Annotated in this window: 14 protein-coding genes; 6 read left to right on the top strand and 8 right to left on the bottom strand. The window is 39.3% G+C overall.

The features are described from left to right. The first annotated feature begins 474 nt into the window (after positions 1 to 474). Positions 475 to 1,068 carry a hypothetical protein gene (locus tag ND16A_RS07180; RefSeq protein ID WP_033078054.1) on the top strand — a complete coding sequence of 198 codons (594 nt, stop codon included), beginning with the start codon at positions 475 to 477 and terminating at the stop codon, positions 1,066 to 1,068. A 55-nt stretch (positions 1,069 to 1,123) separates the two neighbouring features. Here the strand turns inward: ND16A_RS07180 and ND16A_RS20295 are convergent, their stop codons facing one another. After that, the gene (locus ND16A_RS20295) at positions 1,124 to 1,672 is read right to left on the bottom strand and encodes a helix-turn-helix domain-containing protein (protein ID WP_052073142.1); all 549 of its coding nucleotides are present in this window, start codon (positions 1,670 to 1,672) and stop codon (positions 1,124 to 1,126) included. Between the two features lie 205 nt (positions 1,673 to 1,877). Here ND16A_RS20295 and ND16A_RS07175 point away from each other — a divergent pair, with 205 nt between their 5' ends. Beyond that, positions 1,878 to 2,651, top strand: coding sequence for a hypothetical protein (locus ND16A_RS07175; protein ID WP_033078055.1), 774 nt, complete (start codon positions 1,878 to 1,880; stop codon positions 2,649 to 2,651). Between the two features lie 145 nt (positions 2,652 to 2,796). On the opposite strand, the gene ND16A_RS07170 is transcribed toward ND16A_RS07175, so the two are convergent. The 6 genes from ND16A_RS07170 to ND16A_RS07145 form a co-directional block, all read right to left on the bottom strand. Then, positions 2,797 to 4,524, bottom strand: a complete 1,728-nt coding sequence (locus ND16A_RS07170; RefSeq protein WP_033078056.1) for a proline--tRNA ligase — start codon at positions 4,522 to 4,524, stop codon at positions 2,797 to 2,799. 160 nt (positions 4,525 to 4,684) lie between these two features. After that, complete coding sequence (locus ND16A_RS07165) at positions 4,685 to 4,960, bottom strand: hypothetical protein (protein ID WP_033078057.1); 276 nt, start codon at positions 4,958 to 4,960, stop codon at positions 4,685 to 4,687. A 125-nt stretch (positions 4,961 to 5,085) separates the two neighbouring features. Further along, complete coding sequence (gene trhO, locus ND16A_RS07160; protein ID WP_033078058.1) at positions 5,086 to 6,066, bottom strand: oxygen-dependent tRNA uridine(34) hydroxylase TrhO; 981 nt, start codon at positions 6,064 to 6,066, stop codon at positions 5,086 to 5,088. Positions 6,067 to 6,235: 169 nt separating this feature from the next. Then, on the bottom strand, positions 6,236 to 6,976 hold the full coding sequence (gene tsaA, locus ND16A_RS07155) for a tRNA (N6-threonylcarbamoyladenosine(37)-N6)-methyltransferase TrmO (protein WP_052073143.1): 741 nt from the start codon (positions 6,974 to 6,976) through the stop codon (positions 6,236 to 6,238). After that, the gene (gene rcsF, locus ND16A_RS07150; protein ID WP_052073144.1) at positions 6,966 to 7,367 is read right to left on the bottom strand and encodes an Rcs stress response system protein RcsF; all 402 of its coding nucleotides are present in this window, start codon (positions 7,365 to 7,367) and stop codon (positions 6,966 to 6,968) included. Before rcsF ends, tsaA begins: the two co-directional genes overlap by 11 nt. A 60-nt stretch (positions 7,368 to 7,427) precedes the next feature. Then, positions 7,428 to 9,824, bottom strand: coding sequence for a hybrid sensor histidine kinase/response regulator (locus ND16A_RS07145; protein WP_033078059.1), 2,397 nt, complete (start codon positions 9,822 to 9,824; stop codon positions 7,428 to 7,430). A gap of 560 nt (positions 9,825 to 10,384) precedes the next feature. Here ND16A_RS07145 and ND16A_RS07140 point away from each other — a divergent pair. The 4 genes from ND16A_RS07140 to ND16A_RS07125 all read left to right on the top strand — a co-directional run bounded on the left by ND16A_RS07140 (position 10,385) and on the right by ND16A_RS07125 (position 13,237). After that, positions 10,385 to 10,753, top strand: a complete 369-nt coding sequence (locus ND16A_RS07140) for a hypothetical protein (protein WP_033078061.1) — start codon at positions 10,385 to 10,387, stop codon at positions 10,751 to 10,753. 239 nt (positions 10,754 to 10,992) lie between these two features. Further along, on the top strand, positions 10,993 to 11,604 hold the full coding sequence (locus ND16A_RS07135; protein WP_033078062.1) for a hypothetical protein: 612 nt from the start codon (positions 10,993 to 10,995) through the stop codon (positions 11,602 to 11,604). Between the two features lie 86 nt (positions 11,605 to 11,690). Continuing rightward, positions 11,691 to 12,641 carry an RDD family protein gene (locus ND16A_RS07130; protein ID WP_033078063.1) on the top strand — a complete coding sequence of 317 codons (951 nt, stop codon included), beginning with the start codon at positions 11,691 to 11,693 and terminating at the stop codon, positions 12,639 to 12,641. Between the two features lie 176 nt (positions 12,642 to 12,817). Continuing rightward, complete coding sequence (locus ND16A_RS07125; RefSeq protein WP_033078064.1) at positions 12,818 to 13,237, top strand: VOC family protein; 420 nt, start codon at positions 12,818 to 12,820, stop codon at positions 13,235 to 13,237. A 292-nt stretch (positions 13,238 to 13,529) separates the two neighbouring features. Here ND16A_RS07125 and ND16A_RS19980 read toward each other — a convergent pair whose 3' ends face one another. Then, on the bottom strand, positions 13,530 to 13,718 hold the full coding sequence (locus ND16A_RS19980) for a GIY-YIG nuclease family protein (protein WP_235282133.1): 189 nt from the start codon (positions 13,716 to 13,718) through the stop codon (positions 13,530 to 13,532). Positions 13,719 to 13,853 lie beyond the last annotated feature (135 nt).

Below are 13,853 nucleotides of genomic sequence, written 5' to 3' on the forward strand. Positions count from 1 at the left end.
TATTCACTCATTTTGACTTACCATACTTCTCTTGCTTGGCTTAAATCAATCTGCATATTTTGCAGATTGCTATCATACTTGTGTATACCCTTCACCATTCAGTATGAAGGTTTCAGAGCGCTTGAGCAATTCCAATTCAAGGCGCATCTATACAGTAATGGTTATTCCCTTACAAATAGATGGAACGAAGAAGTGGGATTGCTCAAACGCTTCTTCGATGGGTTTAAAAGTGATTTATGCAGCGTTATGAAATTTAACAATGGAATAACCATTCTCTAAATTTAATACCTTGCCTAAATCACTTTTAATTCCCACTGAAATCCTTCACTTTGAATAGTGACGGGTATTCAGCTATAAGCATACTGAAATACCAGACTTTTGAAATACTTGCTGACACTTTTTTTATGAAAAACAATAAGTTTTTTATTATAACTACTATCAATAAGGTTATAACAATCAAGTTAAGGTGAACATATGCCATTACCGTTATTATGGATAGGCGCTGCAGTATTAGGTGCGGTTGCCGCTAAAGAGCTTGAGCAAAAGCGTAAAAAGCAAGATCACTTGCGGGAAAATTCTGATCAAATAACAACCCGCGGCAGTGTTCATAAGCACGATAGTGGTATTGCCAAGTACCCAACGGAAGTGTTTAGCACTGAAACCCTGGCAATTGTTCGCCCCGGCGCCCTGGTTTGTTGTGGCCTTAGTGGCGTGCTTGAGCATACCGGTATATTGATTGATGAAGATACCATAGTGGAATTACATGGCAGTGGTTTAATTAAAGCAATTTCACCAAGCCGATTTTTGGCTGAACGTTCTGGCAAAGATATTTTTGTCGCCTGTGATTCCACCGGCGAAGCAATTTGTGATGATATAACCGCGCAACGGGCGATAACACAGATTTATGATTATCAGGATTACGATTTAATCAAGAACAATTGTCACCGTTTTGTCTGGCAATGTATCAGTGGCTTGCGAGAGCCGTTAACCACCTTTCACCAATTAAATAAACTGTTATCGAAACGTTATGATCGTAAGATCTATTGGGATAAGTGGGATAGATTGTAGAAACGATAGACTAGAAACGAAAGCGATTGTTTTGAATTGGTTTCCTGGCCCATATTCATTTACGAAGTATTTTAAACTTATAGATGGATGCTGATATTGGTAAAAAAATAAATAGGCACCCAAACGCAATAAACCAGCGATTTTCGGCTCTGCTAATATCTCGTTGCGCCACTAAACTATATTCATAATTTCTATTTTCGAACGATTGAATGTATTTTTCACCTTGGTAATGATCAGTTACGTGATAATTTATATTTACTTGTCCTTGGAACTTCTGATTTTCTATGTTTTTTGCTTTATAGGTATAATATGTTTGAGGAAAAAAAAGAGACAAATAGCCAGACAATAGAAAAAGCAAGCCAATAATGGCCGATATAATAACCGCGTAATGTACGTTTCGATTCTTTTTTGACCTTGAAAGCAAGTCTTCAGATTTAATCTTATAGGCTGAACAAATCTTATTTATAACCTCTTCGGAGGGCTGATATTGGCCACTTTCTAGTTTTGACAAATACGATTGCTGTATTGCTATTTTCTTCGCAGCAATAGCTTGAGTCCATCCCCATTCTTTTCGAAGTTGTACTAATTTGTCAGGCAATTCCATTGTGTAAATCTCTAACTTCCAATTAAAACAATTATCTACAATATTAATTCATTTTGAAAGGTGAAAACCAATATTCATCGTCATGAATAGTTTGAATATTTATGAATCGATTGAATATTTATGAATATCATTGAGTTAGGTTGTTTTTATGAACACTTGATGGCTATTATCTTATGGCAAGTAAGTTTAATTAAGAAGGACGATTATGAAAATAAAAGTAATTATGCTTTTGGTTTTTGTTATTAATATCAGTGTTGCGATTACCGTAGACGCCAAAGATGTAGCAGTCGTTTTCATCGAGGTTGAAATATACAGCATTCAGGCATCAAAAGAGTTAGCAGATTTAGAAACTCAATTAAAAGGTGCCACCTTAGAAGAATCGCCAAAACTAATCGTTAATGTAGGTGAAAGTGCGACGATAAAAACAGCTATCCAATCGACTGAAATTGAAATGATCAGACTATATTTAAAAGTTGACCAAACAGGCAAGTATTTTGATTTGGATTTTCAATTGAACAGTAAGGGTAATCAAAGCATCAGCAGGTTGGAAGATAACCCCTTAAATAGTTCATTTGCTGTTTCGGCATCAATCAATGACACCACTAAAATAGTAAAAATAAAGACCAGAAAATTTGATAATCAAGCATTAGCATTGGCTTCAGGATCTATAACAAAAGGTGAAATGCCTACTGAAGCAGCAGAGTCAGTAGCTTTACAAGTTGCCAGGTGTTATGAGGGGCATAGAAGAGGTAGAAGTGATTTTTATCTATCCGGTGAAGCTGAGAAATATAAATGGCTTATCGGAGAATTAATCGGAGTCGATCAAGTAAACCGTTATATACGTATCGGTAAAGATATGGGAAGACATAATTTATCTGGTAGAGGACCATGGGCGGGTCCCATGGGTAAAACTTCCGCAAGAATGATAAAAGAAAATTGCTCAGATATTGATGAAAAATTAGCCAAGTTAAACGGGTGAATTCAACATCTGAATCCCTACACTTTAGGGCTTGCAGTGATGTTCAGCTAAGTATTGGAATTTTGCTTTTCGTCTATCGTTTCTAACTTCTATGATCTAAAAAGGGCCGTCAGGCCCTTTTTAAGTTGGTAGTAAGCGAATTTCCTTACTTTGCTTTAATGAAGTCCAATACTTCAGCAATCTTCAAGGTAGATTTTTCACCTGAGATCCGGTTTTTGTATTCTACTTCGGCGTTATCAAGATTACGTTCACCAACTATGATGCTGTGTGGAATGCCGATTAGCTCCATATCTTTAAACATCACACCAGGACGTTCTTTACGATCGTCAATCATCACTTCCACGCCTGCCGCTTGTAATTCCTGGTACAGTTTTTCAGACGTTTCTTGTACGCGATGCGACTTGTGCATGTTCATTGGGATGATCACGACTTTAAATGGCGCGATGGCTTCTGGCCAGATAATGCCATTTTCGTCATTATTTTGCTCAATGGCCGCGGCAACGATACGAGAAACACCGATGCCGTAACAACCCATAGTCAAGGTTTGGTTTTTACCTTGATCATTGAGCACTGCAGCGCCCATCGCTTGCGCATACTTTTCCCCTAACTGGAAAATATGACCCACTTCAATACCACGCTTAATGGTAATAGTACCATTACCACAAGGACTCGGATCGCCGGCAACAATATTGCGAATATCGGCCACAGTGTAATCGTTAATATCACGATCAAAGTTGACGCCAGTGTAGTGATAACCAGTTTCATTGGCGCCAGTGATGAAATCACTTAACTGTGCAGCACTTCGGTCAACAATCACTTTGATATTTAAACCAACCGGGCCAATAGAACCGGCATCGCAGTTTGCTGCCGTCTTGATTTCTTCTTCACTAGCGAAGGTAAGCGGACTGGCAACACCGGCAAATTTTTCGGCTTTAATTTCGTTAAGCTCATGATCGCCACGTAAGACCAAGGCGACTACCGGTGCGGTTTCACCTTCTTTGTTCTCACCTTCAACTTCACCTGCTACCAATAAGGTTTTCACTGTTTGGCTGGCGTCTGCGTTTAAAAATTCGCTAAGTTCTTTAATGGTATGCACATTTGGCGTTGCTACTTTGGTTAATTCCGCTGTAGCCGCTGCACGTTCCCCGGCAGGGGCAATACATTCTGCTTTTTCAATGTTGGCGGCGTAATCGCTGTTATCGCTAAAGGCGATATCGTCTTCACCAGATTCAGCCAGTACATGAAATTCGTGCGAAGCTTCACCACCAATAGAACCGGTATCGGCAATTACTGGACGGTAATCTAAACCAAGTCGGTCGAAGATACGGCAATAGGCGGCATGCATGTTTTGATAAGTGTTATCTAAACATTGCTGTGATAGATGGAAAGAGTACGCATCTTTCATCAAGAATTCACGACCACGCATTACGCCGAAACGTGGGCGAATTTCATCACGGAATTTGGTTTGAATTTGGTATAAATTGAGCGGTAATTGCTTGTACGAGTTTAACTCCAGGCTAACTAACTTAGTGATCACTTCTTCGTGAGTAGGCCCTAAAACGAAAGAGCGACTGTGTCTGTCTTGCATGCGTAACAGTTCTGGGCCGTAGTCTTCCCAACGGCCAGATTCTTGCCACAAATCGGCAGGCTGTACCATTGGCATTAACGTTTCGATAGCACCGGCGCGATCCATTTCTTCGCGTACGATGTTTTCTACTTTCTTTAGCACTTTTAAGCCCGTTGGCAGCCAAGTATATAACCCAGAAGCTACGGGACGGATCAAGCCCGCACGTAACATGTATTGATGGCTGATAACTTCAGCACTTGCTGGAGTTTCTTTCAAAGTAGAAAGTAAATATTGGCTGGTACGCATTAAAGGTCAGTTCCGAAATTAAATGAGAGATAGAAATTTTCGATATTTTATACCTGTGAGCATTGAAAGTGCAAGGTAAAATACCAATTTGCCTAACGAATGAGTCACTCAGCGATAAGCACTGAGTTGACTGTATGCTTATGCAGATTGGTATTATCGTTTAATGTTTACGGCGAGCAAGTTTTCGTTTTACATTGGTGTGTTTGTGGCATCTGCGACGGGTATTAAGCCACCACATACTGTGCGCATTTTCTGGGTCGTTGTTGGCGGTTATATGCTCTGAGGTATTTGCGGAATCTGCAGGACTAATATAATTAATCGAGATGTTATTGTCTTTTAGATAATTGATATCAATTTGATGACTCTTGACCACAAAGGAGTCGGTCAGTGCGTAATTATTGCGTAATTTAAGATTGTCAGACTTATCTTCAGCCATAATTTGCTCGCATGCTTGTACGAAATTTGACCAATAATAGATCGATTCAGAGCAAATTACAATCGAGTTTACTCAGGTCGTACCAGAGTAAACTCAGTATCATAAAGGCACGTAAGTATTAGAGCTTAAGCGTTATCTTGCTGTTGCTTGATTTTCGCTTTTTTATCAAGGCGACGCTGCTCAATGGTTTTACTCACTTCACCACCAATATGGTTTTCACCACGAAGCTTGGCCAGATTGATTTGCTTTTCACGTTCGGCATAGCGAGCACGTTGTTCTGGCGTGACTTTATCGATGCAACGGTGACAACTCACCCCAGGTTCATACTCGGCAAGTTGCTTTTCTTCTGTCGTAATTGGCATGCGACAAGCGTGGCACTGATCATATTTGCCTTTTTCCAGGGAATGGTCAACCGCAACGCGATCATCAAAAACAAAACAGTCGCCTTGCCACATGGTATTTTCTTCTGGTACTTCTTCCAGATATTTTAAAATACCGCCTTCAAGGTGATAAACTTCCTCAAAGCCTTGTTCTTTCATATAAGCAGTAGATTTTTCGCAACGAATGCCACCGGTACAAAACATCGCCACTTTTTTATGCTTAGCCGGATCTAAATGATCTTGTACGTATTGTGGAAATTCACGAAACGTTTCGGTATTTGGGTTAACCGCATTCTCGAACGTACCAATTTCAATCTCGTAATCGTTACGAGTATCTACCAGCAGTACTTCCGGGTCTGAAATTAATGCATTCCAGTCTTGTGGTTTGACATAAGTACCGACCACTTGTTTTGGGTCGATACCTTCAACGCCCATGGTCACAATTTCTTTTTTCAACTTCACTTTACAGCGTTTGAACGGCAGGTGATCGTTAAAGGATTCTTTATGGGATAAGTTGGCTAAACGCTCGTCGGCGGTTAAAAAGGCCAATACATTGTCGATACCTGCACGACTGCCGGCAATGGTGCCATTAATGCCTTCTTTGGCGAGTAATAATGTGCCTTTAACATCATTTTTTTCCATCTCTTGATGGATTGGTTTTCTGATTTGTTCAAAGTTTTCTAAAGTGACGAATTTATATAGGGCACATACAACGTATTGTGACATGGTGTTTCCTCTTGCTGACCAGAACGTAAATCTGGCGCTAATAAAATTGGTATTTGTTTATGATATGGTGGTTAAATTATCGGCTAATTCAACAAACCGCGGCGATTATACCTGTGTTTTACTTTATTTTCATCTGCTAACTGCAAGGGCCAAGCGCGTGGCGCTACAGTTAGTGTTTTTCAACGCTCAACACCAGGCATTGATTTTCCTGAATTTGCCAGCGAATATTCAGATCATAAAGGCTCATGCCGTATTCCTGACACTGTAAATTTGTTTTTTTATAAGCCGGGCGCGGGTCTTGCGATAACACTTGTTCGATAAATAATGGCAAGTCACGATATTGCGTAGAGCAGTGCTGTAATTGCTGTTTTGCACCATCACTAAACTCAATGTCGATAACGGTAGACTCGGCCGATGGCGCCATTATGGATGTGGCGCTAGTGATACTGTCAGAGTAGGGGATGTATGGCTTGATATCAATAATTGGTGTGCCATCGAGTAAATCCAGCCCACTAACGTCTAACGCTAAATTTTGCCCCATTTTACTAATACCGTCAAATTTGACTACCGACATCCCTATCGGGTTAGGACGAAAGGTTGAGCGGGTGGCAAAAACCCCGGTTTTTTTGTTACCTCCAAGCCTTGGTGCTTTCACCAATGGCTTCCAGCCGTGTTCAGCGGTAGCGTGAAAGACAAATATCAGCCATAAATGCGAGTGCTGCTCGATATCGCGTAACACTTGTTGGTGGGGCGCATCCATTAGCAATTCAATTTTGCCATGAGCCGCAGTCACAAGCCCTGGCTGTCTGGGAATGGCAAACTTTTGCTTATACGGGGAGTGGACAATAGCAACCGGTGCAAAAGAAAACTCAGCCAGGGTTGTTGCTGAATTGCTTTCGTTACTTGCCATGGATTTGAAATGCCTTGCCATAACAGACCATCATTTCTAAACATTGTTGATCTTCTATTAGGGTGCAAGAGGTAAATACTACCGCATTGGCTTCTAATGCAGCTGCGCGTTCTCGGGCCATAGTACGGGCATCGCTGGCATTGGCCGGCTTGTCGTTGGCTTTCATTTTACAGCTGTCGCCTTCAACCAGGCCTAATAATTTACCTTTGCCGGGCAGTTCCGTTTCGTCTTGATAGACTCTCACAGTACTGGCGGCAAAGTATTGCTCAAAATTTTCTTTATCTAGGTTGGTTTCTACGTTTGGCGCAGTGGCACAGCCAGAAGCCGCAAATATAGAGAGCAACATGGAAGCGCTAAGCATAATGTTATTTTTTAGAGAGTAAAGTTTCATAGTAAAATTCTATTTATGGTAATTATCGTTGTTAACAGCATTCGTGTTTTTTGAATGTGTTTATTGTATGTGTTTATGAATGATCTTTTCAATATCAGCCAACAGGAAAGGCTTTGATAAAAAATCGTCCATACCCGATTCAATGCATTGCTGAATGTGTTGCTTTTGCGCATCGGCAGTTAAGGCGATGATCGGGATATGATCATAAGCTTTATTGGCACGGATTGTTTGGCTGGCAAGGTGGCCATCCATTACCGGCATGTGAATATCCATGAATACCAATTGATAACTGTTTTTGCCAATGGCAGCCACTGCTTGCTGACCATCTTCGACAATATCGACTTCGATACCAAGCTTTTCCAGTAGGCCTTTGGCAACGATTTGATTGAGTTTAAAATCTTCTGCCAATAAGGCTTTAACCCCCGGAAATACCGTGTAGCTTTGCCCTTCATTTAATGGTTTTTCACTGTTCGCTAGTCGTTGCACGACATTGCTGAACAATATTGGCGTATTTAATGTTTGTAAGCCATCTTTAAAATCAAAAAATTCTTTGCCCTGGTTCTGCACAAGCCTGCTAATAAGCGCTAGTTGCACGTTATCATTGCTTAACCACGGTTGTTGGTTATTCACGAATTCGCTGATCTCATTGTTGTTGCTACTGGTGATATCTATGATTACTAGGGTAGGGCTCGAAATCTGGGCTTGCTCACTCTGCAAAACCGTTAAACTTTGCGGCTGACAATTTATTTGCATAGCTTTACTGTGCGCGGCAAACATAGTTAGGTGATGCGGATTATCACTAAATAACAATATCGGTTTGCAGACAATTTTATGCTCTGTCGCAATTGCCTGATTGCTTATTGGAATACTTAATGTAAAACAACTGCCTTGTCCTATTGTTGAGTCAACTTTGATATCACCGCCCATCAGGCTGGTTAACCGTTTACAGATGGTTAAGCCTAAGCCGGTACCGCCATAGTTACGGGTAATAGAATTATCGGCTTGCGAAAAGGGCGCAAAAATATGAGTGATTTGCTCTGCACTTAAGCCGATGCCGGTGTCTGTCACCGTAAATACGATTGCCGACTTATCGGCGTTGTAATCTAATGCTAAGTCGATACTGCCTTGCTCGGTAAATTTAATGGCATTTGCGGTTAAATTCATGATGATTTGAGCAATTCTTACCGGGTCTCCAAAAAACTTATTATTGAGCTGTGGGGCGATAGAAAATTGCAGTGATAAATTTTTATTTTCTGCACTTAATGCCAACACATTGGCCACCCGCTCAAAGATATTGTACAAGTCAAATTCAATATCTTCTAATTCGAGCATATCACTGTCAATTTTTGAAAAATCGAGGATATCATTCAAGATATCGAGTAATTGTCTGGCAGAAAGCAAGATTTTATCCACATATAATCTGTCTTCAGTGGCCAGTTGTTGATCTTGTAATAATTGCGACAGGCCAATGATGCCATTCATTGGGGTACGAATTTCATGGCTCATATTGGCAAGAAATTCACCCCGGGTTTTATTTGCGGCTTCGGCCTGTTGTTTCGCTTGTTGGGCAAGCTGGGCTTGTTGTTCAAATTTTTGCACCGTTCTGACGATGTCGTCCTGCATCTGGTTCATTGAGGCAAGCAACAAATTGATATCGGCAGTTTTGGTTGCTAACTTTGGGCGCGTGGAAAAATTGCCAGCAGATATCCGCTTGGCCAAATCGCTGATAATGGAAAGCGGCGAAGAAACGTGTTTGATAATGTAAAAGCGAATCGACAGTAGCGCTAAAATAAAAGCAATTTGCAGTAATAACTTGACCACTTTGATGGCTTTTATCTGCTGTTCAAGAGACTTGCTCTTTTTGAAGTGCCAGTTATCGTAGGCGTGTTTAAAAAGATCAATTTGTGCCATGATTTCACTTTTATCTTTTAAATAATTGCGACCATACAAAATATCAATGGCTTGTTGTTTGCCATTGATGGGATCGTTATTAAACAGATTTATCGCATTAATTTCTACCGCCACCATGTTGTTGGCAAGATCTACGGCCAACTTTAATCGTTGCAACTCCACATCGGGGGCAAGCAGTGCTTCAACAATATCGGCCAAAGGCACTTCACGATAAATTTGTTCTTCTTGTTGGGTATGTAATTTGTCCCAGTAGATACTGAAATAATTTTCTGGACGTTGGCGCTCGCCATTGCGAATTTCTAAGATCTCATAATAATATTCACGGTAGATGTCTTCCCCGGTAACGATGTAAGTTCGAGAAATACGAGTCAGTTTATTTGAGCTATCCCTTACCGTTGAGGCAAGTTCAACGATTGCTAATCGATCATTCTCCAACTCATTAAGTTGGTTGGCGGAAAGTTGATAGTAATAAAAAACGACAATGTTGGCGGTAACCAATATTAATAACAACAAAAAGAAACGGGTGAAGTAACGGTTGATGGTCATTTATAAAACGGAACTAAATAAGCAGTAAATTGGAGTAAAGTGTAACACTGAAGCATCGAATTAGCGAAAAACAATATGGTTTTTAGATGCTTATGACGGTAGAAATGAGAAACGAAAAGCAGGGACGAGGTACAGGCTGATTGTTTGGATGATGAATAGACTACTCGGTATATTCTAATGTGTCATTGCTGCGTGCTACTAGGAAGTCAGCATAGTTAATTATTTTGCTCCTCTCCCTTCGACAGTTCAAGCGCAGGTTGATGATGCTGTTAATCAGGGCTTGGATGGCAAAATTGTTAATGCCAAAAATAGGGACAAAAAGCTGAGTTTTATGCCAGCGGCTGGCATAACCGAGATAAAAAAATTCCTGCAGAGCCAAAGGCACTGTTCAAAATTGCCAGCATCGGAAAATTATATAATGCATCAGTAGCCGTTGGCACATTCAAGATTTTGGCTATAAATAACAAAGTCGAACCTTAAAATTGAATATTTGTCCAATTTTTATAGTATATTGAGTTCAATTGCCAATATGATGAAAATTAGAATAATAAAGGGAATATATGCGTAAAATATTAATTGCATTAATTTTATTGTCTGTTGGCTGTACATCAACACCACCTCTCTATAATTCGGAAATAATTAAAATAGATCCGCTGGATATTGAAAAATATTGGATCTTTAGTTCTTCTACATCTAGAGAAATCCCAAAACTAGCTTCGACAGGAGGAGAGTGGACTTTTGAAGTTACAATAGACTCAAATGGTAAGGAGTGGAATAAAACGCTCATTAGTTCTAATCCGGTAGGGTTCATGACTCAGAGGAAGCTAGATAAACTCAATAATAATCGTTGGAAAGCGGCTCCAAGCAATCAGAAAAGACAACCTGTTAGCATTAGAATGTCAGTGAAAATATTACCGAAAAAAGTGTAAAAACATAACAAGATTTTAAGGTCTGACGGATAACGCTTGGCCGGACTCCAATTCGTCTCACATTAAAACCAACAATTATTCGCCGCTTAAAATGGCGTTAGCGACTGGCCGTTCCTGGTACCGTTGTCACCTTCGTAGTTGACGTAACCATTTGAAAAGCTTAAGGTCGAATTAGAGAGCAGCAGACATCATTATATGCTTAATAAGTTCAAAATGAGCACTATCAATTCGGAATTAAAATGGATTTTTCAAAATATACGTTAAATGAGCTTTTCGATGTTTCTAAATCTATCGATAAAGAAAAGTACCCTGAAAACTTTGAAAAGCTTCAGAAAGAATTAGCGTTAAGAAAGCCTGAGCTAGATAATTATCTTCTAGAACAAACTGAAAGTCACAAGTTCACTGTAGAGAGCCGCATCAAGCTTTTAAGTTGGTTGCAAATTGCAACATGTGTTGGTTTTATCTATATGTTTATCGATTTTTTCTTAAATGATGGGGATGTTATTGGCCTAATCGTTTATGCGGTCATCGCTTTATTTAATGGTGTGTCAGGATATTTGCTATTGAAAAAGAAGACATTTGGAATGAAACTATCTTTTGTGAATCAGGCTCTTCAATTAGTAAGTATTAACACTGGAACATTTGTGTATTCATACACGGGATTAGGTGATCTCAGCTTTGGTATTTCAGATGGGTTTTTTATGAGATTCTCAATGTTATCACCTGATTTTCGTTTATTCATAGGTAATTTCAGTAACTCATGGTTGCTTATAGATGTTGTTGCCATTTTCTTTTTCTCTGTTTTGATTTCTTGTTGGGAAATCGAAAATACAAAGCTTAAAAGACTATAATGAGCTAGAAAAAGACGCAGGTGAGTTAAATTATCTACTTAATTAAGCTGTTAGGATACTTTAAGTATTGTAGTAAGGGATAAATTTTGGAAGAAATACAAGAAGAATGGATTTGTGGATTTTGGAGAAGAGTTGGTGCTTTATTTATTGATTCCTTAATACTCGGGGCTGTAGGTTTTACTTTGGGGTTATTCCTTGAAAATACTTTCGTTCAATTAGGTGGTTGGGGACGATTAATTGGTTTTGCTATATCCATTACCTATTTTGGTTTCATGAATAGTTCTATATTCAATGGCCAAACTTTTGGTAAAAAGATACTCGGCATAAAAGTTGTGGACTCGACTAATTCTACAATTCGCTTATCTAAATCACTGCTAAGGTACAGTTTCCTCGCAATTCCATTTTCTTTGAATGGTGCGCAATTTACCAATGAAGCTTTACTGTCTTATTTAATGTACCCCTTATCGTTAATTGTATTTGGTGGATTATTTTCAATTAGTTATTTGTATATTTTTAATCGAGTTACACGCCAATCTCTTCATGACCTAATCGTTGGGACTTATGTCGTAAACTCAGACGTTTCAGAACAAAATTTAGGTGAAGTTTGGCGTCCTCATTTAATTGTTATTTCTTGCTTGTTTATTTTGGCAGGGCTCTTACCTGTATTTACTTCAGATCTCGCACAATCTGAGCCATTTAAAGGGTTACTGTCAAGTCAAGAGGCGATAAGTAGTAACACTTCGGTTAAATTTGCTAGTGTTGTCGAAGGTGCTACAACATTCACATCTTCAAACACAGGCTCGTCGACTACAACTTATGTTAATACTCAAGCGTTCCTTTATCAAAATTCTGTAGATGATATAGAACTTGCACAACAATTAGCACAAACAATTATCAGCTCATATCCTGAATCTATAAACAAAAATGTAATTCAAGTTACCCTTACTTATGGGTATGATATTGGTATTTGGTCTCAATGGAATAGCTATAATCACGCCTTTAACCCTAATGAAATACAAGGGTTGGATAAACCGTAATCACAAGCTGTGCATACGAGATAGAAGAGTCCAGCCTTTGATCACCGCAACAAAAGTATTTCATCTTTTTTTATTAATCTTGGATTGAATCTAGAGTTCTATGGATTGGTGTTCTATAAAATATAGTAGCTATATAATTCACAAGTTTAATAGATAACAAAAATCAGGGGGAATTTATGTCCAACTGTTTACACCTTGCCATTCCGGCGGGCGATTTAAATCTGGCTAAAAATTTTTATTGCGATGTGCTTGGCTGTAAGGCTGGAAATCGCGAAGAGGGGCGTTGGGTTGATATTGATTTTTGGGGCAACGAATTGACGCTACACCAAAGTGAAGAGCATTTGCCAACAGTACGACATGATGTGGACATGGGGACCGTAGTCGTTCCTCACTTTGGTATACATTTGCCTGAAAGAGAATTTCAGGCCTTGAAAGAGCGTATTGAAACGGCTGGTATTGTCTATTTAGACAAGCCTTATCGTCGTTTTGTGGGCAGTGTATATGAACAGGAAACCTTTTTTATTGAAGACCCTAACGGGAATGTTCTTGAAATAAAAACCATGGTCAATCCTAAAGCATTGTTCAAAGTCGATTGAGAAAATATTCTTAATTGGGAGCGATAAGGAATTATCAAAACCGTCAAATTCTGGCACGGCTTTGACGTAAGTTCCTTATATTGTTAAGGTCTGACAAGAGCGATTAGGCGACCTACACGATATAAGAAAAAAACACCGTCATTGCGGCGCAGGCCGCAACCTCCCGTGGCATGCTGTGGCTAGCAAAAATAAACTCAAATAATATCAAGGTATAAATCTCGCCAGTTTGGATTTACCCCTCCAATTAATCTATTTTTCCATCTTCGATGCCACTGCTTTAATCGCTTTTCTCTTAAATCGCGTTTTCCATGTCGTTGAATAATTCAAAATAAACAAGTTTTGTTAAGTTGTATTTAGCACTAAAACTACCAATAAGCTTTTCTTTATGTTGGTATATTCGTTGAACTAAATTGCTTGTTACGCCAATGTACAGAACTGTATTGTGAACATTTGAAATAATATAGATTGCGGGTTGTTTCATGATTGAATTCCTTTTCAATGAATGAAATTTAATTGTAGCTTAATTGAAATTAATTTGAGGAAGCAATTGTTTATAGGCACGCTATATCCGAAAGGGGGTTGCGGCCTGCGCCGCAATGACGTGGTTAATTGTACT

Source organism: Thalassotalea sp. ND16A (assembly GCF_000764205.1).
Lineage (GTDB): Bacteria > Pseudomonadota > Gammaproteobacteria > Enterobacterales > Alteromonadaceae > Thalassotalea_A.

Coding starts and splice junctions, on each gene's coding strand:
- ND16A_RS07180 (WP_033078054.1), top strand. CDS start 475: ATGCCATTACCGTTATTATGGATAGGCGCTGCAGTATTAGGTGCGGTT.
- ND16A_RS20295 (WP_052073142.1), bottom strand. CDS start 1,672: ATGGAATTGCCTGACAAATTAGTACAACTTCGAAAAGAATGGGGATGG.
- ND16A_RS07175 (WP_033078055.1), top strand. CDS start 1,878: ATGAAAATAAAAGTAATTATGCTTTTGGTTTTTGTTATTAATATCAGT.
- ND16A_RS07170 (WP_033078056.1), bottom strand. CDS start 4,524: ATGCGTACCAGCCAATATTTACTTTCTACTTTGAAAGAAACTCCAGCA.
- ND16A_RS07165 (WP_033078057.1), bottom strand. CDS start 4,960: ATGGCTGAAGATAAGTCTGACAATCTTAAATTACGCAATAATTACGCA.
- trhO (WP_033078058.1), bottom strand. CDS start 6,066: ATGTCACAATACGTTGTATGTGCCCTATATAAATTCGTCACTTTAGAA.
- tsaA (WP_052073143.1), bottom strand. CDS start 6,976: ATGGCAAGTAACGAAAGCAATTCAGCAACAACCCTGGCTGAGTTTTCT.
- rcsF (WP_052073144.1), bottom strand. CDS start 7,367: ATGAAACTTTACTCTCTAAAAAATAACATTATGCTTAGCGCTTCCATG.
- ND16A_RS07145 (WP_033078059.1), bottom strand. CDS start 9,824: ATGACCATCAACCGTTACTTCACCCGTTTCTTTTTGTTGTTATTAATA.
- ND16A_RS07140 (WP_033078061.1), top strand. CDS start 10,385: ATGCGTAAAATATTAATTGCATTAATTTTATTGTCTGTTGGCTGTACA.
- ND16A_RS07135 (WP_033078062.1), top strand. CDS start 10,993: ATGGATTTTTCAAAATATACGTTAAATGAGCTTTTCGATGTTTCTAAA.
- ND16A_RS07125 (WP_033078064.1), top strand. CDS start 12,818: ATGTCCAACTGTTTACACCTTGCCATTCCGGCGGGCGATTTAAATCTG.
- ND16A_RS19980 (WP_235282133.1), bottom strand. CDS start 13,718: ATGAAACAACCCGCAATCTATATTATTTCAAATGTTCACAATACAGTT.